Origin of the sequence: Streptosporangium sandarakinum (assembly GCF_050942225.1) — a bacterium.
GTDB classification, from domain to species: Bacteria; Actinomycetota; Actinomycetes; order Streptosporangiales; family Streptosporangiaceae; genus Streptosporangium; species Streptosporangium nondiastaticum.
In genome coordinates, this window is sequence record NZ_CP192034.1 from 1,214,152 (window position 1) to 1,237,988 (window position 23,837).

20 protein-coding genes are annotated in these 23,837 nt (G+C 74.1%); 15 read left to right on the forward strand and 5 right to left on the reverse strand.

Annotated features, from left to right (window positions below; all coding sequences use genetic code 11):
• The first annotated feature begins 21 nt into the window (after positions 1 to 21).
• The 12 genes from ACQP10_RS05885 (at position 22) to ACQP10_RS05940 (ending at position 12,601) form a co-directional block, all read left to right on the forward strand.
• Positions 22 to 993 carry an ADP-ribosylglycohydrolase family protein gene (locus ACQP10_RS05885; RefSeq protein ID WP_389993257.1) on the forward strand — a complete coding sequence of 324 codons (972 nt, stop codon included), beginning with the start codon at positions 22 to 24 and terminating at the stop codon, positions 991 to 993.
• The gene (locus tag ACQP10_RS05890; protein WP_346021839.1) at positions 990 to 2,162 is read left to right on the forward strand and encodes an ADP-ribosylglycohydrolase family protein; all 1,173 of its coding nucleotides are present in this window, start codon (positions 990 to 992) and stop codon (positions 2,160 to 2,162) included. The genes ACQP10_RS05885 and ACQP10_RS05890 overlap by 4 nt, the downstream gene beginning before the upstream one ends.
• A complete protein-coding gene (locus tag ACQP10_RS05895; protein WP_346021840.1) occupies positions 2,159 to 3,523 on the forward strand; it encodes an ADP-ribosylglycohydrolase family protein in 1,365 nt (454 codons plus the stop codon). The genes ACQP10_RS05890 and ACQP10_RS05895 overlap by 4 nt, the downstream gene beginning before the upstream one ends.
• Positions 3,520 to 4,395 (forward strand): ribokinase, encoded by an 876-nt coding sequence (gene rbsK, locus ACQP10_RS05900; RefSeq protein WP_346021841.1) that lies wholly within the window; start codon positions 3,520 to 3,522, stop codon positions 4,393 to 4,395. The genes ACQP10_RS05895 and rbsK overlap by 4 nt, the downstream gene beginning before the upstream one ends.
• A 196-nt stretch (positions 4,396 to 4,591) precedes the next feature.
• The gene (locus ACQP10_RS05905; RefSeq protein WP_346021842.1) at positions 4,592 to 5,764 is read left to right on the forward strand and encodes a CaiB/BaiF CoA transferase family protein; all 1,173 of its coding nucleotides are present in this window, start codon (positions 4,592 to 4,594) and stop codon (positions 5,762 to 5,764) included.
• Positions 5,764 to 6,576: an HpcH/HpaI aldolase/citrate lyase family protein gene (locus tag ACQP10_RS05910; RefSeq protein WP_433541009.1), complete on the forward strand. Its 813-nt coding sequence runs from the start codon at positions 5,764 to 5,766 to the stop codon at positions 6,574 to 6,576. The genes ACQP10_RS05905 and ACQP10_RS05910 overlap by 1 nt, the downstream gene beginning before the upstream one ends.
• Before the next feature lie 79 nt (positions 6,577 to 6,655).
• Positions 6,656 to 7,522, forward strand: a complete 867-nt coding sequence (locus ACQP10_RS05915) for an aldo/keto reductase (protein WP_179819520.1) — start codon at positions 6,656 to 6,658, stop codon at positions 7,520 to 7,522.
• A gap of 253 nt (positions 7,523 to 7,775) precedes the next feature.
• Positions 7,776 to 8,228 (forward strand): Hsp20/alpha crystallin family protein, encoded by a 453-nt coding sequence (locus ACQP10_RS05920; protein WP_346021844.1) that lies wholly within the window; start codon positions 7,776 to 7,778, stop codon positions 8,226 to 8,228.
• A gap of 90 nt (positions 8,229 to 8,318) precedes the next feature.
• On the forward strand, positions 8,319 to 8,636 hold the full coding sequence (locus tag ACQP10_RS05925; protein ID WP_346021845.1) for a MerR family transcriptional regulator: 318 nt from the start codon (positions 8,319 to 8,321) through the stop codon (positions 8,634 to 8,636).
• 913 nt (positions 8,637 to 9,549) lie between these two features.
• A complete protein-coding gene (locus ACQP10_RS05930) occupies positions 9,550 to 10,755 on the forward strand; it encodes an ROK family transcriptional regulator (RefSeq protein WP_433541010.1) in 1,206 nt (401 codons plus the stop codon).
• 55 nt (positions 10,756 to 10,810) lie between these two features.
• A complete protein-coding gene (locus tag ACQP10_RS05935) occupies positions 10,811 to 11,437 on the forward strand; it encodes an RNA-guided endonuclease InsQ/TnpB family protein (protein WP_433541011.1) in 627 nt (208 codons plus the stop codon).
• 159 nt (positions 11,438 to 11,596) lie between these two features.
• Positions 11,597 to 12,601, forward strand: a complete 1,005-nt coding sequence (locus tag ACQP10_RS05940; RefSeq protein WP_179819516.1) for a LacI family DNA-binding transcriptional regulator — start codon at positions 11,597 to 11,599, stop codon at positions 12,599 to 12,601.
• Between the two features lie 195 nt (positions 12,602 to 12,796).
• Here ACQP10_RS05940 and ACQP10_RS05945 read toward each other — a convergent pair whose 3' ends face one another.
• Positions 12,797 to 14,167, reverse strand: coding sequence for a hypothetical protein (locus ACQP10_RS05945; RefSeq protein WP_346021848.1), 1,371 nt, complete (start codon positions 14,165 to 14,167; stop codon positions 12,797 to 12,799).
• Between the two features lie 137 nt (positions 14,168 to 14,304).
• On the reverse strand, positions 14,305 to 16,059 hold the full coding sequence (locus ACQP10_RS05950) for an acetyl/propionyl/methylcrotonyl-CoA carboxylase subunit alpha (protein ID WP_433541012.1): 1,755 nt from the start codon (positions 16,057 to 16,059) through the stop codon (positions 14,305 to 14,307).
• 351 nt (positions 16,060 to 16,410) lie between these two features.
• On the opposite strand from ACQP10_RS05950, the gene ACQP10_RS05955 reads away from it, so the two are divergent.
• The gene (locus tag ACQP10_RS05955) at positions 16,411 to 16,683 is read left to right on the forward strand and encodes a WXG100 family type VII secretion target (RefSeq protein ID WP_179819513.1); all 273 of its coding nucleotides are present in this window, start codon (positions 16,411 to 16,413) and stop codon (positions 16,681 to 16,683) included.
• Positions 16,684 to 16,781: 98 nt separating this feature from the next.
• Entirely contained in the window at positions 16,782 to 17,504 is a 723-nt protein-coding gene (locus ACQP10_RS05960; protein WP_346021850.1) for a YqjF family protein, read from the forward strand.
• A gap of 141 nt (positions 17,505 to 17,645) precedes the next feature.
• On the opposite strand, the gene ACQP10_RS05965 is transcribed toward ACQP10_RS05960, so the two are convergent.
• From ACQP10_RS05965 to ACQP10_RS05975, 3 genes are read right to left on the reverse strand one after another with little or no spacing between them, the layout of a single operon-like run.
• Positions 17,646 to 19,208: an FtsK/SpoIIIE domain-containing protein gene (locus tag ACQP10_RS05965; protein ID WP_433541013.1), complete on the reverse strand. Its 1,563-nt coding sequence runs from the start codon at positions 19,206 to 19,208 to the stop codon at positions 17,646 to 17,648.
• A 10-nt stretch (positions 19,209 to 19,218) separates the two neighbouring features.
• Positions 19,219 to 21,126, reverse strand: coding sequence for an FtsK/SpoIIIE domain-containing protein (locus tag ACQP10_RS05970; protein ID WP_433541014.1), 1,908 nt, complete (start codon positions 21,124 to 21,126; stop codon positions 19,219 to 19,221).
• Positions 21,081 to 22,400 carry a hypothetical protein gene (locus ACQP10_RS05975; RefSeq protein ID WP_433541015.1) on the reverse strand — a complete coding sequence of 440 codons (1,320 nt, stop codon included), beginning with the start codon at positions 22,398 to 22,400 and terminating at the stop codon, positions 21,081 to 21,083. Before ACQP10_RS05975 ends, ACQP10_RS05970 begins: the two co-directional genes overlap by 46 nt.
• 728 nt (positions 22,401 to 23,128) lie before the next feature.
• Here ACQP10_RS05975 and ACQP10_RS05980 point away from each other — a divergent pair.
• Positions 23,129 to 23,836, forward strand: a complete 708-nt coding sequence (locus ACQP10_RS05980) for a hypothetical protein (RefSeq protein WP_179819509.1) — start codon at positions 23,129 to 23,131, stop codon at positions 23,834 to 23,836.
• Position 23,837: the final 1 nt, after the last annotated feature.

Below are 23,837 nucleotides of genomic sequence, written 5' to 3' on the forward strand. Positions count from 1 at the left end.
TACGAGAAGTAGAGGAGAGACATGTCATCGGGGGACAGGATCCGCGGCGCCTTCGTCGGCCTCGCGATCGGCGACGCGGCCGGCTGGCCGTCGGCGCGGCACCGCTCCACCCTGCTGGCGCCCTGGAGCAGGCGGCTGGAGCGGGAGCTGGACGCCTTCGCCGAGGAGCACCGGGTCACCACGCTGCCCGTGCCGTTCTCACTGAACCAGCCGGTCGAGCCGCTGGCGATCGGGCCGTCCGACGACGCCGAGTGGCTGGCCTGGACCGCGCTGACGATCCACGAGGACCGGGCGGAGGCGTTCGGCAGGCTCGCGGAGCGCTCCGACCTGCGGGTACGGATCTCGGTACGCTCGGCGCTCGACAACCTGGCCGCCGGCAAGCGGCCGCCCGCCAGCGGGCACGACAACCCGCACTTCTTCGACGACGCGGCGGCGATCCGGGCCGTCGCCTTCGGGGCGGCCGGCGCCGACCCGCGGGCCGACGCCTCGGTCACCAACGCCGGGGACGGCGTCCACGCCGCCGCGGCGATGGCGGCGGCGATCGCGGAGCTCGTCGCGGGCGGGCCGATGCCCTCGGCCGTGGAGGCGGCCCTGGCCGAGCTGCCCGAGGACACCGCGATCGGCCACATGACCCGGACGGCGCTCGCGGTGGCACGCGAGGCGGGCGACCCCTTCGCGGCGGTCCCGGCCCTCGACGCGGCCCTGCTGGACCACGTCTACAGCTACGGCGTCGCGGCCGCCCAGACGGTCGCCGCCGCCCTGGCGCTCGCGGAGGTGTCCGCGGGCGCGCTGAGCGCGGCCGTGCCCGCCGCCGCGTGCCTGTCGTCGCTCGCCGACTCCGCTCCGGCGCTGGCCGGGGCTCTCACCGGGGCGCACACCGGCTACCAGGCCCTGCCGGAGGGCTGGTGCGCCACGGCCCGCACACTGGTCGGCTGCGGCATCCCCGATCTGGCCGGAACGGATCTCATCGACATCGCTGGAGGACTGGCATGACGCCGCTGGAGGACCTGCTGACCGACAAGGCCGTCGGATGCGTGGCGGGCGCCGCGGTCGGCGACGCGATCGGCGGCGCGACCGAGGGCTGGACGCCCGAGCAGATACGCCGGCGCTACGGCGGCCACGTGACGGGCATCGTCCCGCCGTACTTCGAGGACTGGCGTAACGCCCGTCCCATCGCGCCCTACCACAAGGGCGACGGCCACGTCACCGACGACACCCTCATGACCCACGCCCTCATCCGCGTCTACGAGAAGGTGGGCGGTCATCTCGACGCGTACGCGGCGGCCGAGCACCTGGTGCCCGAGATGATGGGCGAGAAGCGCTGGATCCCCGAGCTGGAGGCCGAGGCGCTGCCCCTGCAGCGGGTCTTCCTCGCCGAGAAGTGGCTGGTCCTGCGCCTGCACTACGGCCACGTGGACCCGCGTGAGGCCGGCGTCGGCAACATCGTCAACTGCGGTGCCGCGATGTACATGGCACCCGTCGGCATCGTCAACGCGGCCGACCCGGACGGGGCGTACGCCGAGGCGATCGACCTGGCCGGCGCCCACCAGTCCAGCTACGGCCGGGAGGCCGCCGGAGTGCTGGCCGCCGCCGTCGCCGAGGCCATGCGCCCGGGCGCGACCCCCGACTCGGTGGTCGCGACCTGCCTGCGGCTCGCCAAGGACGGCACGCGGGCCGCCATCGAGGCCGTCTGCGACCGCGCCCGCGGCCTCGACCACTGGGAGGGCTCCTTCGACGCCCTGCGCGAGGCCGTCGCCCCCTACGACACCGTCGCCGACACCTACCGCGACCAGGGCCTCGGCGCCCGCCGGCCGAGCCGCCTGCACAGTATCGAGGAGATCCCGCTGGCGCTCGCGTTCCTGCTCATCGCGAAGGGCGACTACCGCGAGACCGTGCTCGGCGGGGTCAACTACGGCCGTGACGCCGACTCGATCGCCAGCATGGGCGGCGCGATCGCCGGGGCGCTCGGCGGAGCCGGCGCGGTGCCGTCCGAGTGGCTCGGTCCGGTGGCGGAGGCCAGCAGGATCGACCTGGTGGCCCCCGGCGTGTCCATCGCCGAGGTGGCCCGGCGGGTCCACGCGGACGACCTCGCCGCACGGCGGGCGCACGAGGCCGCCTTCGCCTCCCTGATCCGGGACGTTCCGGCGGGAGGGACGGCGTGACCGACCACCTGATCCGGCTCACCTGGGTGCAGCCGGAGGACCTGGTCGGCCACGAGCTGCGTCAGGCGGCCGAGGACGGCCGCCTCCCGGAGGCCGCCGCGCTCGCCGCCCGCTGGCACGCCGCCGGAGGGCACGACGCGCCGCCCAGGGCGGGCGCCTCCCCGCGGCCGGCCGGCCCGGCGCTGCGCGAGCTGGCCGGTGCGCTGCTGGACGAGCTGGCGGCGATCCCCTCCCCGCTCCCCGAACCCACCGGGCTCGCCGAGATCACCCTGGCCGCCCCCGGGGGCTTCCCCCGCGTGGCCGCCGACCCGGCCCGGCTCCCCGACCGGCTGCTCGGCGCCTGGCTGGGACGCGCCGCCGGGTGCGTGCTCGGCAAACCCGTGGAGAAGATCCCCCGCGAGGGCATCAGGGAGATCGCCGAGGCCACGGGCAACTGGCCGATCCGCGGCTGGTTCACCGCGGTGGGCCTGCCGGACGAGGTGGCGGCCCGCTGGCCGTGGAACAGGCGCAGCGCCGTCAACTCGCTCGCCGAGAACATCGACGGCGTGCCCGAGGACGACGACCTGAACTTCCCGCTTCTCGGGCTCGCCCTGCTGGAACGCTTCGGACGCGACTTCACCACCGCCGACGTGGCCGCAATGTGGCTGGACGAGCTGCCCGCGGGCCGGGTCTTCACCGCCGAGCGGGCGGCGTACCGCAACCTGCTCGACGGGATCGAGCCGCCCCGCACCGCGACGCACCGCAACCCGTTCCGGGAGTGGATCGGCGCCCTGATCAGGGCGGACGTCTACGGCTGGGTCAATCCGGGCGATCCGGCGGCCGCCGCCGCGCTCGCCTGGCGGGACGCCCGCCTCAGCCACACCGGCAACGGCGTCTACGGCGCGATGATGGTCGCCGCCATGTGCGCCCACTCCCTCGTGGCCTCCTCGGTCGAGGACGTGATCGCCGCCGGGCTCTCCGTCGTGCCGGCCGGGTCGCGGCTGGCCCGGGCGGTACGGGACGCCGTCGAGGACGCCTCGTCGGAGCCGGACTTCGAGCGGGTGGTCGACCGGCTGTACGAACGCCACGGCGACCTGCACTGGGTCCACACGATCAACAACGCGGCGCTGATCGCGGCGGCGCTGGTCCACGGGCGCGGCGACTTCACGGCGTCGATCGCGGGGGCCGTCGCCGGCGGCTGGGACACCGACTCGGCCGGGGCGACGGTCGGCTCGATCGTGGGCGGGCTGCTCGGCGCCTCCGGCGTCCCCGACCGGTGGAAGCCGGGGAACCGGCTGGCCAGCAGCCTGCGGGGCTTCGACGGCATCGGCTTCGACCGGCTCACCGGCCGCACCCTGGCCATCGCGGAGGAGAGGGCATGATCTCGGTCTTCGGCAGCGCCAACATGGACCTGGTGGCCTACACCCCGGTCGTGCCGAAACGCGGCGAGACGGTCACCGGGCGGGCGTTCGCCGCCGTCCCCGGCGGCAAGGGGGCGAACCAGGCCGTCGCCGCGGCCCGGGCCGGCGCCGACGTCGCGTTCATGGGCGCGGTCGGGGACGACGCCTTCGGGCCCGTCGTACGCGAGACGCTCGGATCGGCGGGCGTCGACGTCAGCCGCCTCCGGGTCGTGCCGGGTTCCTCCGGCGTCGCCCACATCGTCGTCGACGACGACGGCGGCAACTCGATCATCGTGGTCCCCGGTGCGAACGGCGCCGTCACCGCCCCCTCGGCGGAGGACCTCGCGGTCATCGCCCGCTCCGACGCGCTGCTGCTCCAGCTCGAACTGCCCATGGAGGCCGTGGTGTCCGCCGCCCGCCAGGCGCGGGTCCCCGTCGTCCTCACCCCGGCCCCCGCCCGGGAACTGCCCCGGGAGCTGCTCGACGCCGTGGACCTGATCGTGCCGAACGAGCACGAGGCCGAGGCGCTCACCGGCCTCGCCGATCCGCTGGAGGCGATGGAGGCGCTGCTGGAACTCGTCCCCGAAGCGGTGATCACCCTCGGCGCGGAGGGAGCGCTGTACGGCTCCCGCGCGGGCGGGCGGCTGCGCGTGCCCGCCGTACCGGTGCGGGCGGTCGACACCACCGCCGCGGGGGACACCTTCGTCGGCGCGCTGGCCGTGGCGCGCGCCGAGGGCAGGCCGCAGGAGGAGGCGCTGCGTTTCGCCGCCGCGGCGGCGGCCCTGTCGGTGCAGCGGGAGGGGGCCAGCACCTCCATGCCCGGCCGCGCCGAGATCGACGCGGCGCTCCGATGACCCCCGCCGGAGCCCGCCCGCGGCGCCCGGAAGCCCCGTCCGGACGCCGAACCCACCACTGAACGCCGAACCCACCACTGAACGCCCAACCCGCCGCCGAACGCCGAACCCGTCGCGCCCCGGGCCCGGACGGCCACCGGACACCGGTTCCAGCCGTCCCGGCCGGGAGACGCGCCGTGAATCTGGAGGAACGACAGTGAAAGCCCTGGAAGGGATCCGCGTCCTCGACCTCGCGACGCTGTTCGCGGGACCGATGGCGGCCATGATGCTCGGCGACTTCGGCGCCGAGGTCATCAAGGTGGAGCATCCCGCCAAACCGGATTCCTCGCGGGGGCACGGACCCGGCGGTCTGTGGTGGAAGATGCTGGGCCGCAACAAGCGGACGATCACCATCGACCTGTCGGTGCCCGAGGGCCAGGACCTGCTCCTCACCCTGGCGCGTGACGCCGATGTGATCATCGAGAACTTCCGCCCGGGAACGCTGGAGCGGTGGAACCTCTCCTACGACCGGCTCCGCGAGGCAAACCCGCGCCTGGTGCTCGCCCGCGTCACCGGGTTCGGCCAGTTCGGCCCGTACGCGAGGCGGCCCGGCTTCGGCACGCTGGCCGAGGCGATGAGCGGGTTCGCCGCGATGACCGGCGAGCCGGACGGGCCGCCGACGCTGCCGCCGTTCGGCCTGGCCGACGGCATCTGCGCGCTCGCGACCGCCTACGCCGTGATGACGGCGCTCCACGCGCGCGAGTCCGGGGGCTCCGGGCAGGTCGTCGACATGTCGATCATCGAGCCGATCCTGACCGTGCTCGGCGCGCAGCCGACGATCTACGACCGGCTCGGGATCGTGCCGCCCCGCACCGGCAACCGGTCGGTCAACAACGCGCCGCGCAACACCTACCGGTGCGCGGACGGCTCCTGGGTCGCGGTGTCCACCTCGGCGCAGAACATCGCCGAGCGTGTCATGCGCCTGGTCGGGCGGCCGGAGTACATCACCGAGCCGTGGTTCGCCACCGGGGCGGGACGGGCCGAGCACGCCGCCGAACTGGACGAGGCCGTCGCCGCGTGGGTCGGCGCGCGCACCCGCGAGGAGGTGCTCGCCGCCTTCGAGGAGGCGCAGGCCGCGGTGGCGCCCGTCTACGACGTGCGCGACGTGCTGGCCGATCCGCAGATCGCCGCCCTGGACGCCGTCACCACCGTGGAGGACCCCGAGCTGGGACCGCTGCGGATGCAGAACGTCATGTTCCGGCTGTCGGACACCCCCGGCGAGATCCGCTGGACCGGCCGCGCCCACGGCGCGGACACGGTCGGCGTCCTGACGGAGGCGGGGCTCTCGCCCGCCGAGATCGAGGCGCTGCGCGACAGGGGAGTGGTGTGATGCTGACCTGGTTGTACGCGCCCGCCGACCGGCCGGACCTGGTGGCCAAGGCGCTCGCCGGCCCGGCCGACGTGGTGATCGTCGACCTGGAGGACGCCGTCGCCCCCGGCAACAAGGACCTGGCCAGGGCCGAGGTCGTGGCGCTGCTCGCCACCCCGCGGCCGCGCGTGCAGGTCCGGATCAACGACACCCGCACCGCCTGGGGCCAGGCCGACCTGCGCGCCGTCGGCGCCCTGGCCGCGGGTACGGCCGGCATCCGCGTGCCCAAGGCCGAGTCGGCCGGTCAGATGCGCGACGTCGCCGCCGCCGTGCCGGGCGCCGAGCTGCACCCGCTCATCGAGTCCGCTCTCGGCCTCGAACGGGCCTACGAGATCGCCTCGGCCGACCCGGCGGTGGCGAGCATCGGCCTGGGGGAGGCCGACCTGCGGGCCGACCTGGGCGTCAGCGACGAGGCGGGGCTGTCCTGGGCGCGTTCGCGGCTGGTGGTCGCCGCCCGGGCCGCCGGGCTGCCCGCGCCGGCCCAGTCGGTCTACACCGACTTCCGCGACCTCGAAGGTCTGGCCGAGTCGTGCCGCGCCGGCCGGGCCATGGGCTTCCGCGGCCGGGCCGCCATCCACCCGGCCCAGCTCCCGGTCATCCGCGACGCCTACCGTCCCGGTGAGGGGGAGGTCGCGGCGGCCCGCGAGATCGTGGCGGCGGCCGGGGCCGGCGCGGTCGCCCTCCCCGACGGCCGATTCGTCGACGAGGCCATCGTCCGTCAGGCCAGACGTGTCCTCGACGACCAGCTCATCCATGGTGAAAAGGGGATTTAGCGGGTAACGCCCCCAGGTAGCCCTTTATAGGGCTAAAGCGATCGAATCTGCACACTTCGCTTCCTGGGGGAGACAGCGTATGACCACCACGACCCGTCCCGCGGACGCCTCCGGCCGGTTCGCCATCGGGGGCGACCTCACCGTCAACCGCCTCGGCTACGGCGCCATGCAGCTCACCGGCAAGGGGGTCTGGGGCGAGCCGCGCGACCCGGAGGAGGCCGTACGGGTGCTCCGCCGCGCGGTCGAGCTGGGCGTGAACTTCATCGACACCGCCGACTCCTACGGCCCGTTCGTGTCCGAGATGCTCATCAGGAAGGCCCTGCACCCGTACCCGGACGACCTGGTGATCGCCACCAAGGCCGGCCTGACCCGCTCCGGTCCCGACGACTGGCGCCCGGTGGGCCGGCCCGAGTACCTGCGCCAGCAGGTCGAGCTGAGCCTGCGTCACCTCGGCGTCGAGCGGATCGACCTGCTCCAGCTGCACCGCGTCGACCCCATGGTGCCCCTGGCCGACCAGGTCGGCGAGCTGGCCGCGCTCCAGCGGGAGGGCAAGATCCGCCACATCGGCCTCAGCGAGGTCGGCGTCGAGGAGCTGGAACGGGCCGGTGAGACGGCGACGATCGTCTCGGTGCAGAACCTCTACAACCTCGCCGCGCGCGACGCCGATCCGGTCCTCGCGCGCTGCGAGGCGAACGGCCTGGCCTTCATCCCGTGGTTCCCGCTCGCGACCGGCGAGCTGGCCAGGGAGGGCGGCCCGCTGGACGCCCTGGCCAAGCGGCACGACGCCACGCCGTCGCAGCTCGCGCTGGCCTGGCTGCTGCGGCGCTCGCCGGTGATGCTGCCCATCCCGGGCACCTCCTCGGTGGCGCACCTGGAGGAGAACGTCGCCGCGGCGACCCTGGAGCTGAGCGACGAGGAGTTCGCGGCGCTGACGGACGCGGTCTGACCGCGCCGGCGGACACGGCCTGCCCGGCCGGCGGACACGGCCTGCCCGGCCGGCGGACACGGCCGGCCTGGCCGGGGTCGCGGTCCCGGCGGGCCGCCCCGTACGGATTCCCTGCTGTCCCAGTGCGAAGAACCTTGAAAATCGACTCGCAGAGAACTTGCGGAGGCGTTGCCAGATAACTTATAAATTGACTTAGAGGTTTTCGGGACGGCAGGCGTGAGGAACCTGCCCGGTTCAACGGAGGTGGTTACCGATGCTGCTGACGTCGATCGACCCGTTCGTGCAGGAGTTCGACCGTCAGTTCGACCGGCTCGCGCGACAGGCCCTCGGATGGGGCCAGGGCGACACGCGCGGGGCCATGCCGCTGGACGGCGTCCGCCGCAAGGATGACGTTCTTCTCAAGTTCGACCTCCCCGGCGCCGACCCCGACTCCGTCGAGGTCACCGTCGACCGGGGCGTCCTGACGGTGAGCGCCCGGCGCGAGGAGGAGTACGCCGAGGACGACCGCCTCTTCGTGCGCGAGCGTCCGATGGGGACCTTCACCCGCCGCGTCTACCTCTCCGAGCACCTCGACAGCGAGAAGATCGACGCCGCGTACTCCAACGGCGTCCTGGCCCTGCGCATCCCGGTGCTGGAGCGGGCGAAGCCCCGCAAGGTCGAGATCCACAAGGTCTCGTCGTCGGAGCAGAAGTCGATCAAGGCCTGAGGCCGGGCCTGATCGTCGGACCTCTTCGGGGCGGACGCCGGTGCCGGCGCCCGCCCCGCGGTCTTCCCGAACCCCCGAAAAGGAGCAACGATGGTCAGGCTGCCCTTCGACGACGAGAACGCGCCGCTGTACTCGGTCGGCCAGGTCGCCGACATGCTCCAGGTCGAACGGGCGTTCCTGCGCCGCCTCGACGAGCACGACGTGGTCCGGCCCGCCCGTTCCGGCGGCGGGCAGCGCCGCTACACCCGCGGTGAGATCGGCGAGCTCCAGGACGCCATCAAGCTGGTCGGCGAGGGCATGACCCTCGCCGCCGTCCGCCGCATCTTCGAGCTGCAGCACGAGGTCCGGCGGCTCCGGGAGGAGCTCGCCAGGGAGCGCGCCGCCCGCGGGAAGCCCGGAGAGTCCTGAGCCGCGACGCGGACCGCTCGGGCCCGCCGTACCGGGAAGGGATCCCGGTACGGCGGGCCCGCGGCTCAGCCCTTGACGGCGCCCACGATCACCCCCTTGGTGAAGTGGCGCTGGACGAACGGGTAGACGAACAGGACCGGGACCAGCGCGACCACCACGATCGCCATCTGGACGGCCAGGCCGGGCGGCAGGGCCTGCCCGGGGATCGTGCCGGTCCCGCTCTGGCCGACGAACAGCGACTGGCCCTGGAGGGCGGGGCCGTACCACGCTGTCGAGGAGGATGGCCAGCGCGATCGGCACCGGGAAGTAGAAGACGAGCTGGAACGCGGTGATCGACAGGGTGCTGAGCGTCGCGTCCCAGAAGCCGTCGTCGAGCAGCAGCCACTGGAAGTTGGACATCCCGACCCACGGGCTGTCGGCGATGCCGACGTAGGGCGAGTAGTCCTGGAAGGCGATGACGTTGCCGAGCAGCGGGACGTAGTGGAAGGCGATCAGCAGCCCGATCGCGGGCAGCGTCATCAGCAGCAGCTGCCAGTCGCGGCGCAGCCGGCCCTGAAAAGGGACACGGGCACCCGGGCTTGTCGAGAAGGCCCTTTTACCGACATGCTTGGAGGCGCCGGTGCCGGCGGGTGAGGTCAGGTCACCCGCCGGTCCGGTCCTCGACGCGTTCCTAAGCACGGCCGTTGTCCCGCAGGATCTTCATGCGCTTTCCCTTCGTCGGCTCGGGGATCAGGGGGGTGTCCGCGGAAGAGGGGTCGCGATAGCGCTAGTTCGTCTGGTGGCCAAACAAATCAGTCGAGGCTGACCCCCGCCACAAGGGAGCGCCGACCCGGCGTCCGCGGGGGGCGGCCACGGATCGGTGAACGATGGTGCATGATGGGGCCAGCCTGGCCGAGCCGGAACGGGACTGACCTTGATCACATCTACGAGCGACCCGCAGCCGGCCGACTTCGCCGACGTGCGGGCCACCAACCTCGCCGTCGTCCTGCGGTTCGTGCGCGAGCACGCCCCCTGTTCGCGGGCGGACATCGCCGCCTCCACGGGCCTGAACAAGGCGACGGTCTCCAGCCTGGTCGCCGACCTGATCGACCGCAGGCTGGTCCGGGAGACCGGGCTGACCGAGAACCGCGTCGGCCGCCCGGCGACCATGCTGGTGCTCGACGGCTCGCCGTACGCGGCGATCGGCGTCGAGATCAACGTCGACTACGTCACCGCCGTGGCGGTGGACCTGTCGGGGGAGCGGCTGCTGTCCTGGCGGCGCTCCTTCCAGGGGCCGGACGTCACGGTGTCGCAGGCGATGGCGGTCGTCGCCGGGCTCGTCCGCCGTGTGACGACCCGGATGGCCCGGGAGGAGCGGCAGGTCCTCGGCCTCACCGTGGCCGTGCCCGGCCTGGTCGGCACCGACGGGGTCGTCCGCGTCGCGCCGAACCTCGGCTGGCGCGACGCGGACCTATGCGGCGACCTCGCCAAGGCGCTCCGCGACCCCGGGTTCCCGGTGCAGGTGGACAACGACGCCAACCTCGCGGCGCTGGCCGAGCACCGCTTCGGACCGTGGGCGGGGACCGCCGACCTGGTGTACCTCACCGGCGGGATCGGGGTGGGCGCCGGGGTCATCCTCGACGGGCGGCTGCGGCGCGGCGGGCGGGGCTACGGCGGGGAGATCGGCCACATCCAGCTCGACCCGCTCGGCGCCGAGTGCCGTTGCGGCCGGCGGGGCTGCCTGGAGGCGGTGGCCGGGATCGGCGCGGTGCTGGAGCACGCGGCGCTCTCGCCGGCGGAGGTGGAGGTCGAGCTGGAGGAGACGGTCCGGCTGGCCCGGACCGGCGACGCGCACACCCTCGACGTCCTGGCCGGCGTCGGCCGCGACCTCGGCCGGGGCGTCTCGGTGATCGCCAACCTCCTCAACCCCGAGGTGGTCGTCCTCGGCGGCTACTACGTGCCCCTCGCCCCCTGGCTGCTGCCCGAGATCGAGGCCGAGGCGCGCGGGCGGGTGATCGCGCCGGACGTCGGCGGCTGCCGCGTCGTGGCCTCGGCCCTCGGGTACGGCGCCGCCGCGCTCGGCGGCGCCGCCCGGGTGCTCGACCTGGTGGATTCGGGGCGTTTGCCGCGGATCTCTTGACCTGGGTCGCACGGGCGTGCACCTTCGGGGAAGCTCCGTTCGAAACACGCGTGTGATGAGCGGAGCGTTCCCGGATCAATCATCGAAGCGCTTCGACGGCCCTGAGCGCCTCCCATCCGACCGGTTTTCGAAGCGTTTCGATACCCCCAAGGAGAAGGGCTCCGTGAACCGGGCCAAGGCCGAACTCAAGGTCGCGCGGGCGCATGCCAAGGTGACCGACACACGCCGAGACTGGGCGCACAAGCTCTCCACCTCGTTGATCCGCGACAACCAAGCGGTCTACGTGGAGGACCTTGCGGTGTCCGGCATGGCACGTACGAAGCTGGCCAAGAGCGTGCACGATGCGGGCTGGTCACAGTTCGTCGGCATGCTGGAGTACAAGGCCGCACGATACGGCAGGTACCTCGGGAAGATCGACCGATGGTCCCCCTCCTCGAAGCCGTGCTCAGCATGCGGCACTATCGCCGGATCGATGCCATTGAACGTCCGGTCCTGGACCTGCCCGTGCGGCACGACCCACGACCGGGACATCAACGCTGCGATCAACATTCTCGCCGCCGGACGGGCGGAGAGGCTAAACGACTGTGGAGCGCAGGTAAGACCGGTACTCGTTCCGGCGCAGTGCGGCGAAGCAGTAACCCACCCGAAGCCTACGCGGCAGGCGGGAATCTCCGTCCTTTAGGGCGGAGAGGATGTCAAGACTTCACCGAGGTCCGCACCGGGCTCGCGGACGTCCGCGGGGTCCGCGATCTCTATATGGTGTTCGAGAACGCTGGGATCACCCTGGCCGGCCTCACCTTCGGAGAGCGCGCGTGAGCGAGTGCGGCGAGCGAGGAGGCGCATGAGCGGACGGACGGTGACGATCGCCGAGGTCGCCCGGCACGCCGGGGTGGCGGTGAGCACGGTCTCCTACGTCCTCAGCGGGAAGCGGTCGATCTCCGCCGACACCCGGCGGCGGGTCCTCGACAGCGTGCGGGCGCTCGGGTACCACCCCAACGCCGGGGCCAGGGCGCTGGCCAGCAGGCGGGCGAACGTCATCGCCCTGGTGCTGCCGCTGCGGGCCGGGATGCACGTCCCGGTGCTGATGCAGTTCGCCACCTCGGTGGTCACCGCGGCCCGGGGCTACGACCACGACGTGCTGCTGCTGACCGCGGACGAGGGGGCCGAGGGGCTGCGCAGGGCGGCGGCGAGCGCGCTGGCCGACGGCCTGGTGCTGATGGACGTGGAACTGCACGACAGCAGGGTGCCACTGCTGCGCGAGCTCGCCGAGCCGAGCGTGCTGATCGGCTTCCCGGCCGACGCGGCCGGGCTGACCTGCGTGGATCTCGACTTCCACCGGGCCGGCGCGCTCTGCGTGGAGCACCTGGCCGAGCGGGGGCACCGGGAGGTGGCGCTGCTCGGCGCCCCCTCAGTGGTCTACGAGCGCGGCACCGGGTTCGCCCGCCGTACCAGGGAGGGGTTCACCGAGGCCGTCGCCGGGCACGGCATGACCGGTACGGCGCTGCCGTGCGAGGAGGGCTTCGGGGAGGCCGCGGAGACGGTGCGGCGGCTGCTGGAGACGCGGCCGGGACTGTCGGCCCTGGTCGTGCACAACGAGGCGGCGGTCGGCCACGTCCTCGGGGCGCTGCGCCAGTACGGCAGGCGGGTCCCCGAGGACGTCGCGGTGGTGGCGATCTGCCCCGACGACATCGCCGAGCGGGCCGGTCCGGCGCTCACGTCGGTGCTGGTCCCGGCCGAGGAGGTGGGCCGCGAGGCGGTACGGCTGCTCATGGCCAAGCTGGAGGGCGCCGCCGTACCGGACGCCACCCTGCTCGCCCCCCGGCTGACGGTGCGCGGGAGCACCTGACCGTCCGGCGGCGCGGACGCGCCGGGCCGTCCGACGGATGAGGCGCCCGGCCGTCCGACGAACCCGGCGGCGCGGACGTGTGCCGGGCGGAGGCGGGCGGGTGAGGTCCGGACATGCGGACGGGCGCGTCCCCTCGCGGGGAACGCGCCCGTCTTCGCCGTCTCAGGAGGCGGCCGTCAACCGGTCACCGGAGGGTCACCAGTCGCCGCCGCCGAAGTCGCCGCCGCCGAAGTCTCCGCCGCCGCCGAAGTCACCCCAGCCGCCGCCGCCGAAGTCTCCGCCGCCGCCGAAGTCGGCACCGCCGCCCGCGTCGGCGACGCCCTGCTCGTAGCCCATGCCGTAGCCGCCCATGCCCCAGCCGCCGCCCATCATGCCGCCGAGCATGGTGCCGACGAGCATGCCGGTCATGATGTCGCCGAAGCCGCCGTAGTAGCCGTAGGCGTAGGGCTGGTAGGCGGGGCCGGCCTCGTAGTACGGGCGGTAGCCGCCGTTGACCATGACCTGGCGCGTCTGCGGCTCGAAGCCGCGCTCGACGGCCTCGGCGTCGGCCGCGCAGGCCGGGACGTCGCGCACCGCGCCGCCGGGCGGGGCCCAGCGCACGTCGCGGGCGGACGGGCCGTGCTGCGGGTTGAAGAAGCACGGGGAACGCCGCTCGGGCAGCGGCTGGTGGTTGACGCGGGCCTTGACGCAGGCGAGGGCGTAGCGGCCCTCCTCCAGCGTGGAGGTCACGTTGCGCAGCTCGTCGGGGCGCTTGACCGCGTCCAGCTCCACCTTGGCCCGCTCGTAGGAGTCGAGGGCGCGCTGCCAGTCCTGCTGGTGCTGGGCGCCGTCGCCGAGCAGCTTGACGTCGGTGTCGAGGTCGGTGATCTCCTCACCGAACTTGGTGACGTCCTCGTCCACGGTCTGCTTGACCGCGGCCAGCTCCGCCGCCTCGCGGGCCTCGCGCTGCTTCTTCTTCTTACGGGAGTAGAAGAAGATGCCGAGGCCGCCGGCCAGGGCCAGCACCAGGATGCCGACCAGGACGCCGCCCCCGCCGCCTCCGGAGCCGGAGGAGGAGCTGGAGCCGGAACCCGAGCCGAGCCCGGCGCCGGTGGCCGCGTCGTCGGCCAGCTTGACGAAGTTGACCACGTTGTCGGTGGGGCTGGAGCCGGTCTTGGCCCGGCCCAGCAGCTCGTCGACGTCGACGCCCCGGATGTTGGAGACGCCGAACGGGGTCTTGCCGCTCATCAGCAGGATGGTGGACTTGCCGCCGACGTCCTTGCGGATGGAGGTCAGCAGGGTCCTGGCCTGCGAGGAGCTGGTGACGGCCCCCTCCGGCAGCAGCCCGACGTAGACCGAGGAGGTCTGCTCGACGGCGCCGCGGATCTTGTCGGCGGCGTTCGCGGGGATGCCGGAGGCGGGGTCCACGTAGAAGTGGTCGCCGTCCTTCAGACCCGAGGCGATCGTGCCCGGGTCGGGCGCCGCGGCGTGGGCGGCCGGGGCGATCATAAAGACGGCCAGCAGCCCGGCGAGCATCGCGACGAGCGCGGCGCCGAGTCGGCCCGGTGCGGTTTTTGTCGTGGTCACGGCAAGAAAGCCTCCTTCGCCCTTCAGGACGAACAAGCGGACGTCAGAGTTCCCCACTTCCCGACCGTATCCCTTCCAGACGTCCCGCGGGGCGCCCGGGGCGGCGCGGCGTCCTCCGCGCCGCCGGCGGACTCCGGTCAGGCGTCCTTGATGTCGCAGATCACGGCGCCCGCGGTGACGGTCTGGCCGGGCGTGGCCGACAGGCCGGTGACGGTGCCCGACTTGTGCGCGGTCAGCGGCTGCTCCATCTTCATCGCCTCCAGCACCACGACGGTGTCGCCGGCCGCGACGGTGTCGCCGTCGGCGGCCACCACCTTGACGATGGTGCCCTGCATCGGGCTGACCAGGCTGTCGCCCCCGACCGCGGCCTTTTTGCCCGCCCCACCGGGGTTCCCCCGGCGGGGCGGCCTGGCGGAGCCCCGGGCCGGGGCCGGCGCGGCGAACCCGGCCGGCAGCACGACCTCCAGGCGCTTGCCGCCGACCTCGACGGTGATGTGCTCCCGCTCGGCGGGCGCGCCGGAGTCGGCCACCGGGCCGGAGTACGGCTCGATGGGCGTGGCGAACTCGGTCTCGATCCAGCGGGTGTGCACCGAGAACGGATCGGAGGTGAAGGCCGGGTCCTCGACGACGGCGCGGTGGAAGGGCAGCACGGTCGGCATGCCCTCGATCTCGAACTCCGCCAGCGCCCGGCGGGCGCGCTGCAGCGCCTGCTCGCGGGTCGCGCCCGTCACGACCAGCTTGGCGACCAGGGAGTCGAAGGACTGCGGCACGGTCATCCCGGCCTCGTAGCCGGCGTCCAGCCGCACGCCCGGCCCGGACGGGACGCGCATCGCGGTGATGGTGCCCGGCGCGGGCAGGAAGTTGCGCCCGGCGTCCTCGGCGTTGATCCGGAACTCGAACGAGTGGCCGCGCAGCGGCGGGTCGTCGTAGCCCAGCGGCTCGCCGTCGGCGATCCGGAACATCTCACGCACCAGGTCGACGCCGGCGACCTCCTCGGTCACCGGGTGCTCGACCTGCAACCGGGTGTTGACCTCCAGGAAGGAGACGGTGCCGTCCTGCCCCACGAGGAACTCGCAGGTGCCCGCGCCGACGTAGCCGGCCTCGCGCAGGATCGCCTTGGAGCTCGACCGCAGCAGCTCGACCTGCTCGGCGGTCAGGAACGGCGCGGGGGCCTCCTCGACCAGCTTCTGGTGGCGGCGCTGCAGCGAGCAGTCGCGCGTCGAGACCACCACCACGTTGCCGTGGGCGTCGGCCAGGCACTGGGTCTCCACGTGGCGGGGGCGGTCGAGGTAGCGCTCGACGAAGCACTCGCCCCGGCCGAACGCGGTGACGGCCTCACGGACGGCGCTGTCGTACAGGTCGGGGATCTCCTCGGCGGTCCTGGCCACCTTCAGGCCGCGCCCGCCGCCGCCGTACGCGGCCTTGATCGCGATGGGCAGGCCGTGCTCGGCGGCGAAGGCCAGCACCTCCTCGGGACCGGAGACCGGGTCGGGGGTGCCGGCCACCAGCGGCGCCCCGACCGCCTGGGCGATGTGACGCGCCTGGACCTTGTCGCCGAGGGCGGTGATCGCGGGCGGCGGCGGGCCGATCCAGGTCAGGCCCGCGTCGATGACGGCCTGGGCGAAGGCGGCGTTCTCGGCGAGGAAGCCGTAGCCCGGGTGGACGGCGTCGGCGCCGCTGTCGCGGGCGACGCGCAGCAGCTTGTCCACGTCCAGATAGGTCTCGGCCGGGGACTGGCCGCCCAGCGCGTACGCCTCGTCGGCGACCCGCGCGTGCAGCGCGTCGAGGTCCTGGTCGGCGTAGACCGCGACGCTGGCCAGTCCGGCGTCCCTGCACGCGCGGGCGATCCGCACCGCGATCTCACCACGGTTGGCGATCAGGACCTTGTGCACCGACGTATTCCCTTCGTGCGTTCGTACGGCCTGGCGGGTCTTCCGATGGAGCATCGGCCTGGCGGGCCTTCAACGGAGTGTAAGCGTCATCTGATCGCCGGGTCTCGTCCGGGTTGCTCGGTCCGGTGACCGTTTCGCCGGCCGCCGGTCGTCCCGCCGTCCGGCGGCCGTCCCCGCGACACGCGGACCGGTATGAGAAACCGGATGAGAACCGCGGCGGCCTTTCGGGTGGGCTTTCGAGCGGGAAGGAAGATCCATAGCCGCTGCGCATATTCGGGAAATCATTGTGGTCCGGTCGCTTATCGTGATTTCGTTTGGTGATCCCCGACACCGATCCCGAAGGAGACGGGCATGAGCCAGAACTTGCTCGGCGGAAATCCCGCGGAAATGCAGCAGATGGCCACCCAGTTCACCCAGCAGGCGGACCAGGTGAGGGCCACGATGGCCGCGTTGGACCGGGAGGCCGGCAAGGTCGGCACCGCCTGGACCGGTCCCGGCGCCCAGCGGTTCAGCGAGGCCTGGCAGAACTACCGCGCGGCCTTCCAGCGGATGTCCGAGGAGCTCGCCGAGGCGTCCCGGGTCATCAACACCTACCGCGGCAACATCGAGTCGGCCACCCGCTGACCCGATCCGGTCTCGGCGCCGTTCCCGGACACCACGGCACAGGGGACGGCGCCGCGGCGCGCCGGACAGAACGGCCCGGATCGGGGTAGGAACCGGCCATGTCCCCTTCACCGCCTCCGCCCCCGCGAGTGGACCGGCCGGTGATGTACCACCGCTGGTCCCACATCACGTTCCTCCACTGGCGCTACCCCGCCGAGCTGATCCAGGCGACGCTGCCGCCCGGCCTGAAGGCCGACACCTTCGACGGCGCGGCGTGGGTCAGCCTGACCCCCTTCCTGCTGGAGGGGGTGCGGCCACCGGGGATCCCGGCCCTGCCGTGGCTGTCCCGCTTCCCGGAGACCAACGTGCGCACCTACGTGCGCGACGAGCGGGGCCGCGCCGGGATCTGGTTCTACTCGCTGGACGCCGGCCGCCTCCCGGCCGTTCTCGGCGCCCGCCTCACCTACGGGCTGCCCTACTTCTGGTCGGACATGGCGGTGCGGGTGGACGGCGCGCGGCGCCGCTACCGTTGCCGCAGGCACCGGCCGCTCCAGCCCGGCGGGCACTGCCACGCCGACGTGGAGACCGGGCCGCCGCTGGACGCCCCGGACGAGGCCGCGATCTTCCTGACCGCCCGCTACCGGCTGTTCACCCTCTTCGCGGGCACGCTGGCCTCGGCCGAGGTCGAGCATCCTCCGTGGCCGTTGCATGAGGCCCGCCTGGAGCGCCTGGACCAGAGCCTCGTCCGGGCGGCCGGGCTGCCCGCCCCGGACCGTCCGCCGCTCCTGCACTCCTCTCCCGGTGTGCCGGTGGCCGTCGGAATGTGGCACCCGGTCCGCTGACGCGCGCCGACCGGGTGCCTCCCGGGGCCGCCTCGGCGCCGGACCACCGGACGCGTCCCGATGCCGCCCGGAGCGGGCCTCCGGATCTCTCAGAAGCCGCCGGAGCGGGCCGCCGGACGCGTCCCGGGCCGCCCGGCGGGCTCAGCCGGGCAGGGCGGTCTGGATCGGGGTCGTCGAGCCGAGCGTGACCAGCAGGCCCCGGCCGGGCGGGCCGCCGACCGCGCCGCGCGGCAGCCGGATCGTGAACAGGTCGCCGTCGGCGGGGCTCTGCACCGCCAGCAGCAGGCCGGTCCGGGACTTGCGGGCCTCGGCGACGAAGCCCCGGTAGGCGGTGGTCAGGTCTCCGGTGGCCCCGCCGATGATCAGCCCGTGCTCGCCGTCGCGGCCGGTGCGCAGCACCTGCTCCAGGGTCATGCCCAGCGGCGAGTCGGGGGAGACGAGCTCGGCGTCGTCGACGACGACCACGTAGCGCTCCCGCCCGGCGACGGCCCCCTCCAGGTCGCCGTCCGCGCCGAGGACGGCCACCACGCCGGGGACGTCCGCCAGGTCGCGCAGCGGGCTGCGCCGCGGGGCGACCGCGATCACCGGCGTGCCGCGCTCCAGCAGTGAGCGGGCGGCGGTCACCAGCGCCGAGGACCGGCCGGACCGGGGCGGGCCCGCGACGACCGCGCCGGGGCCGTGGGCCAGCAGGTCGAAGCCCATGGGGGTCAGCGAGTCGCCGCCGGCGCCGAGCAGGGCCCACAGCGGTGAGGGCGGCTCGTGTGACGGCGCCAGCGCCATGGCCTGCGCCGCGGTGATCCGGGTCGGCAGCGCGTCCACCCGCAGCGGCGGCTCGCCGTCCCAGACCCATCCGGCGGGCCCGGCCGCGGCGGCACCCGCCGGGGACGCCGCCAGGTCGCCGCCGAAACGGGCGGGGATCGCGCGTGACAGCGCCTGGAGCTCGGCGACCTGGGCCGGGCCGGACGGGTCGTCGCACAGCAGCCCGATCTGGTGCTCGACGACGCCGTGCTCGCCGACCGACACCGCGCGGCCGGGGGCGAGCGCGGCGGGCAGGTCCTTGACCGGCAGCCCGGCCAGGCCGTAGTCGGCCGGGTCGGCCAGCCGCAGGATCAGCCGGTCGTCGAACACCGTGGAGATCTGGCCGATCAGCGCCGACCGGTCGCCGGTCACCACGGCGCGCAGCCCGACCGCCGGACCCTCGCGCAGCAGCTGCATCATGGCCTCGACCAGCCGGCCGTAGTCGTAGTTCTCGAACGCGGCGACGAACCCCTCCCACCGGTCGAGCATCAGCACCAGCCAGGGCGGCCGCTCGCCGGGAGGAACGGGAAGCCCGGAGGAGACCGTGGAACCGGGGGAGCCGGTGGAGCCGGCGCGCAGCTCGGCCAGCGAGGCGTGACCGGCCTCGGCGAGGAGCTGCTGGCGCCGCCCGACCTCGGCGCGCAGCCGGGTCAGCAGCCGTTCGACCCGGTCGAGCTGGTCGCGGGTCACCACCGCGCCGCAGTGCGGCATCGTCATCAACGGCAGCAGCGCCCCCGAACCGCAGTCGATCACGTGCAGGTGCACGTCCTCCGGGGACGCGCCCGCCGCGATCGCCCCGGCCAGGGTGCGCAGCGCGGTGGAGCGCCCGCTCCGGGGGGAGCCGGCCAGCAGCAGGTGCCCCCGCGGGCGAGGTCCAGCGTCAGCGCCCGCCGGTCCTGCGCCCACGGCAGGTCCGTCACGCCGAAGGCCAGCGGCGGCACCTCCTCCTTCCCCGGCCGGTACGGCGCCGCCCCCTCAGGCTCCGGGAGGCCCGGGGCGACCACCAGGTCGGGGAGCGGGTCCAGCCAGGGGCTCGGCTGCCGGGGGACGCCGGCGACGCGGGCGGCGTCGGCCAGGGCGTCGGCGAGCACGGACAGGTCGGTGACGGCCGCCCCTCGGCCGCCGCGTCCGGGGCGGCCGGCGAGTGCCCCAGGGCCCGCCAGCCGACCTCGGTGACCCGGGCCCTGACCTCGCTCGCCGCGCCGGGGCCGCGCCCGCCGATCCGCGCGGTCTGCACGGCGACGGCCGCGCCCGCGCCCGACTTGACGTAGCACCGGCCGGGAGCCGACTTGGGGATGTGCGCGGCGTCCGGCCGGTCGATGACGTCGGAGGACTCGGCGGCCTCGGTCACCCGCAGCGCGATCCGCAGCGAGGTGTTGGCCTGGATGTCGGCGGTCACCACGCCGCCGGGCCGCTGGGTGGCCAGGACGAGGTGGATGCCGAGCGAGCGGCCCCGCCTGGCGATGTCCACCAGCCCGGTCATGAAGTCGGGCAGCTCGGTGACCATGGCCGCGAACTCGTCGATGACCAGCACCAGCCTGGGCAGTGGGGGCAGCTGCGCGCCCCGGCCGCGCAGCGGCGTGGGCGGGGTGAGCGGGGCGCCGCCCCCGGCGACGAGCAGGTCGCGGGAGGCGCGGGCCGTCTGGGCGTCGCGCAGCTCGTGGTAGTCCTCGATGTCCTTGGCGCCGGCGGACAGCAGCAGCCGCTCGCGCCGCCGGATCTCCGCGGCGAGGGAGGCCAGGGCCCGCTGGGTCAGGTGGCCGTCGAGGTCGCTGACCATGCCGACGGTGTGCGGGAGCCGTACGCACTCCTTGAAGGCGGCGCCGCCCTTGTAGTCGATCAGCACGAACGTCATCTCGTCGGGCCGGTTGGCCACCGCGAGGGAGCAGATGAGCGTCTGCAGCAGCTCCGACTTGCCCGCGCCGGTGGTGCCGGCGATGAGGGCGTGCGGGCCGTCGACGCGCAGGTCGACCGAGAACGGCCCGTCGGGGCCGACGCCGATCAGCGCCTCGGTGGAGCGGCCCCAGCGCCCGGCCAGGGCCTCGCCCGACACCGACGGCAGCCGCAACACGTCGAGCAACCGCGCGGAGCCGGGCAGGGCCGTGGCGGAGTCGTCGCGGCTGACGTCGCGCAGCGGCGCCAGGGCCCGGGCCAGCCGGTCGCACCAGGTGGCCGTGACCTGGTCGGCGAGGATCCCGCCGATGCCGTCCAGTCCGCCGCCGCGCAGCCGTACGGTGCCGTCGGCGGCCACGTCGGCGACGGTGGCGCACTCCTCGGGCAGCAGCCGCTGGTCGTCGTCGATCGCCAGGGTGTACACGCCGGCCCGCGGGCCCTGGCGCAGCACCTGCGGCATGCCGGGCAGGGCGCGCAGGACCTGCGCGCCGTCCAGGACGACCAGCACGTCGTAGGGGCGCTCGTCGTAGACCGGGACCGGCTCGTCCCGCCCGGCCCCGGTCCCGCCGCCGAGGTCGGCCCAGCCCGCCGGGGCGCGGCCGATCCGGGCGGCCGGGTTGTCCTCCTCGCCGAGCCGTTCCTCGATCAGCGTGACCAGCTCGCTCACCCGCCGGGCCGCGGCCTCGGGGTCGGCGCCGACCAGCGCGACGCAGTCCTCGCCGCCGTGCGGGGCGCAGTGGGGCAGCCAGCGCACCCAGTTCCACCGCTCCTCGCCGTCGCCGTGCGCCGACAGCACCACGATCGCCAGGTCACGCGGGCTGTGCAGGACGGCGGCCTGGCCCACCAGCCAGCGCGCCAGCCCGGCGGCCCGGGGCCGCGGGCCGGTCAGGCCGGCGACGCCCAGCCGCCGCATGGCCAGGGCCACCGGCACCGCGTGGCAGGCCGGGGGTCGGGCGGGACGAAGTCGGCGGGCGCGGACCGCTCGGGGACGAACTCCAGGCCGGCCGGCAGGTCGGCGAGGCCGACCCGCAGGCGCAGCGCGTCGGGGTCGTGGTCGCGGCGCTCCCACAGCCGCCGCCGGGGACCGGTCGCGGTGAGCAGGACCTCCGCGGGGTCGGGCGCGGCGGCGCGGCGCTCGGCCTCGTCGGCGGCGCGGGCCGCCTCCACGGCGGCCTCGAACTCCCGCATCCGCTCCCGGTGGCGCCTGAGCTCCCTGCGGTACTGCTTGCGGCCGTGCCGCCGGTCGCTCACCCACTGGCCGATCATGATGAGCGGGGTCATCAGCGCGATCAGCAGGTAGTACCACGTCTTGGTCGCCCAGGCCATGCCGACGCCGAGCAGGAGGGGCAGGAACGCGGCGAGCAGCTGCAGCCGCATGCCCTCGGCCCGTTTCGGCTCGGCCGGGACCTCGAAGCGCCGCTCGCCGCCGGGGGAGCGGAGCCGGGGCGGCCGGTTGTAGGCGAGGCCGCCGTCGGGCTGGGCGTCCAGGTGGGCGTCGGGGGGCTCCACGGCGGTCAGCGTCAGCACGGTCGTGCCGCAGGTCAGCAGGGCGTGTTCGGGCCAGGGCACGGGGCCGTCGAGGGGCTCGCGGTCCAGGCGCGGCGCGGCGCCGGCCCCGCCTCCCGCGCGGGATCCGCGTCCCGTGCGCGGCCCGCCTTCCGCACGCGGCCCGTCTCCCGCGCCGGCCTCGGAGCGGCCTCCCGGAGCGGGCTCCACGGTGATCGCCTCGGGGGTGAGGCGGATCACCGCGGCCTCGGCGGGCAGCCCCGGGTCGGGGACGGACACCGCGCAGGCGGGGTCGGAGCCGACGACGTGGACGCCCAGGCCCAGCCGGTGCACCGACCCGGCGGCCGGGCCGCCGACGACGCGGATCTCCACGATGCCGCCGGGCTCCTCGGCGATCGTGGCGCCGGCCAGGTCGCGGTCGAGGGTGACGAGGTCGCCGTCGCGGAGCAGGCCGAGGACGGGGGCTCCGGGGTCGAGGGCGCGGCCGTCGAGCCAGAGGTCCGGCGGCTCGGCGGCGGCCGGGTCACGGCCCAGGCCGTACGGTGCCTTTGTGCGGGTCAGCCGGACCACGTTGGTCGGCCGCTCGCCGCCCTGCCCGGAGAGCGACTCCGCCAGGCGGCCCACCGTGGTGGTCTCGTCCGCCTCGATCACGACGTCGCGGTCGGCGTGCTCGCCGAGCACGGTGAGCATGATGCGCATCGCCGCTCTCCTCGGTCAGGGGCCGGGTCCACGGTACAGAGCGGGAACCGCCCGGGACGAGGTGTTTGCGGCAATGCCGCGGGTCCCGGGGCGGTATGTGGAAAACGTGCCCGCCTGTGGACAACCGTCGGGTGTTACCGGCCGGTCATGGCGTCTCTAATGGGATTCGATGTTCCTTGGGACGGGAGCGGACTGGGGACGGGTCGTGCCTTCCTGTGGATAACCCGGCGGTTTCCCCCACTCCCGAGGGCACTACATCCGACAAAAGGGATTTTTCACTTTAAATCCGTCAAAGCTGGCGTGGGTCTGGGGCGATCCCGGGCGGTCCGGGCGGTCGATGGCGGAGCGCCTGGCGGCCGGGGCGTGACGTCCCGCTCGGCGCCGCGCCCGGCACGGTGACACCGGGGAGACGGCGCGGCGCCCGAATCGGTCGCCGGACGGAGCGGCGCGGCGCCCGGCGGTGGAACGGTACGGCCGGGACCACAGGGACCGAGGGGAATATTGGGACAGTAGATATGTGCATTAATTCATGTCCTTATCACCCGGATATGCCCCCTGTCATGTGGCGAAAGGGATAGCTTCTCCGGAGCCGCCGTTGACAGACCTGTTCCTATCAAACGAGCATGGGACCCGGCTTTTGTCCGGCGCTTCATCGGCATGGTGCGCATAATGGCGTAAATTCGACCAGTAGTCCCAACGCGTTAATCACTCTGGGAGTCCCCCTGCCCATGAGGACCAGTGAAAAGCCGGCGAGCCGCGTACCGCTGAACGCCGAGCGGCCGGGGTCGGCGAGTTCCCTTTCCGGCCCGGCGTCGCGCAAGCTCCCCGTGCCCCCGCGCGAGCGCAAACCCGCCCTCGCGGCCCTCGCCGTACTGCTCATCCTGGGCGGCGCGCTCGCCACGACCCTCCTGGTCATGCGCAGCGGGGACCGGGTCTCCGCGATCGTGATCTCCCAGCAGGTCGGCGCGGGTCAGCCCTTCACCGAGGCCGTGATGCGCGAGGCGCAGATCGCCGACACCGGCGTCGGCTACGTCGCCTGGGCCGACCGCGCCCTCGTCGCCCGCAACTTCGCCCGCGTCACCCTTCTGCCCGGCACCCTCCTGACCCGCGACATGGTCGTCTCCGCCAGCAGGGAGCTGGGCCCCGGCAAGGCCCAGGTCGGCCTCTCCCTCAAGCCCGGCCAGATGCCCGGGACGCTGGAGCGGGGCGACCGGGTCCAGGTGATATACGTCCCGAGCCGGGGCGGCGGCGGCAACGCCACCAGCCGGGTGCTGGCCCCCAACGCCCTGGTCCACCAGGTCGGCGGGTCCGGCCAGACCCAGGGCAGGTCGTCCGGCCTGGTCACGGTGATCGTGGACAGTTCCATCTCCCCGACGGTCGCCGCCTACGCCTCCAGCGGCGAGATCGCGCTGGCCGAGCTGCCCGGAGCGCGCTGAG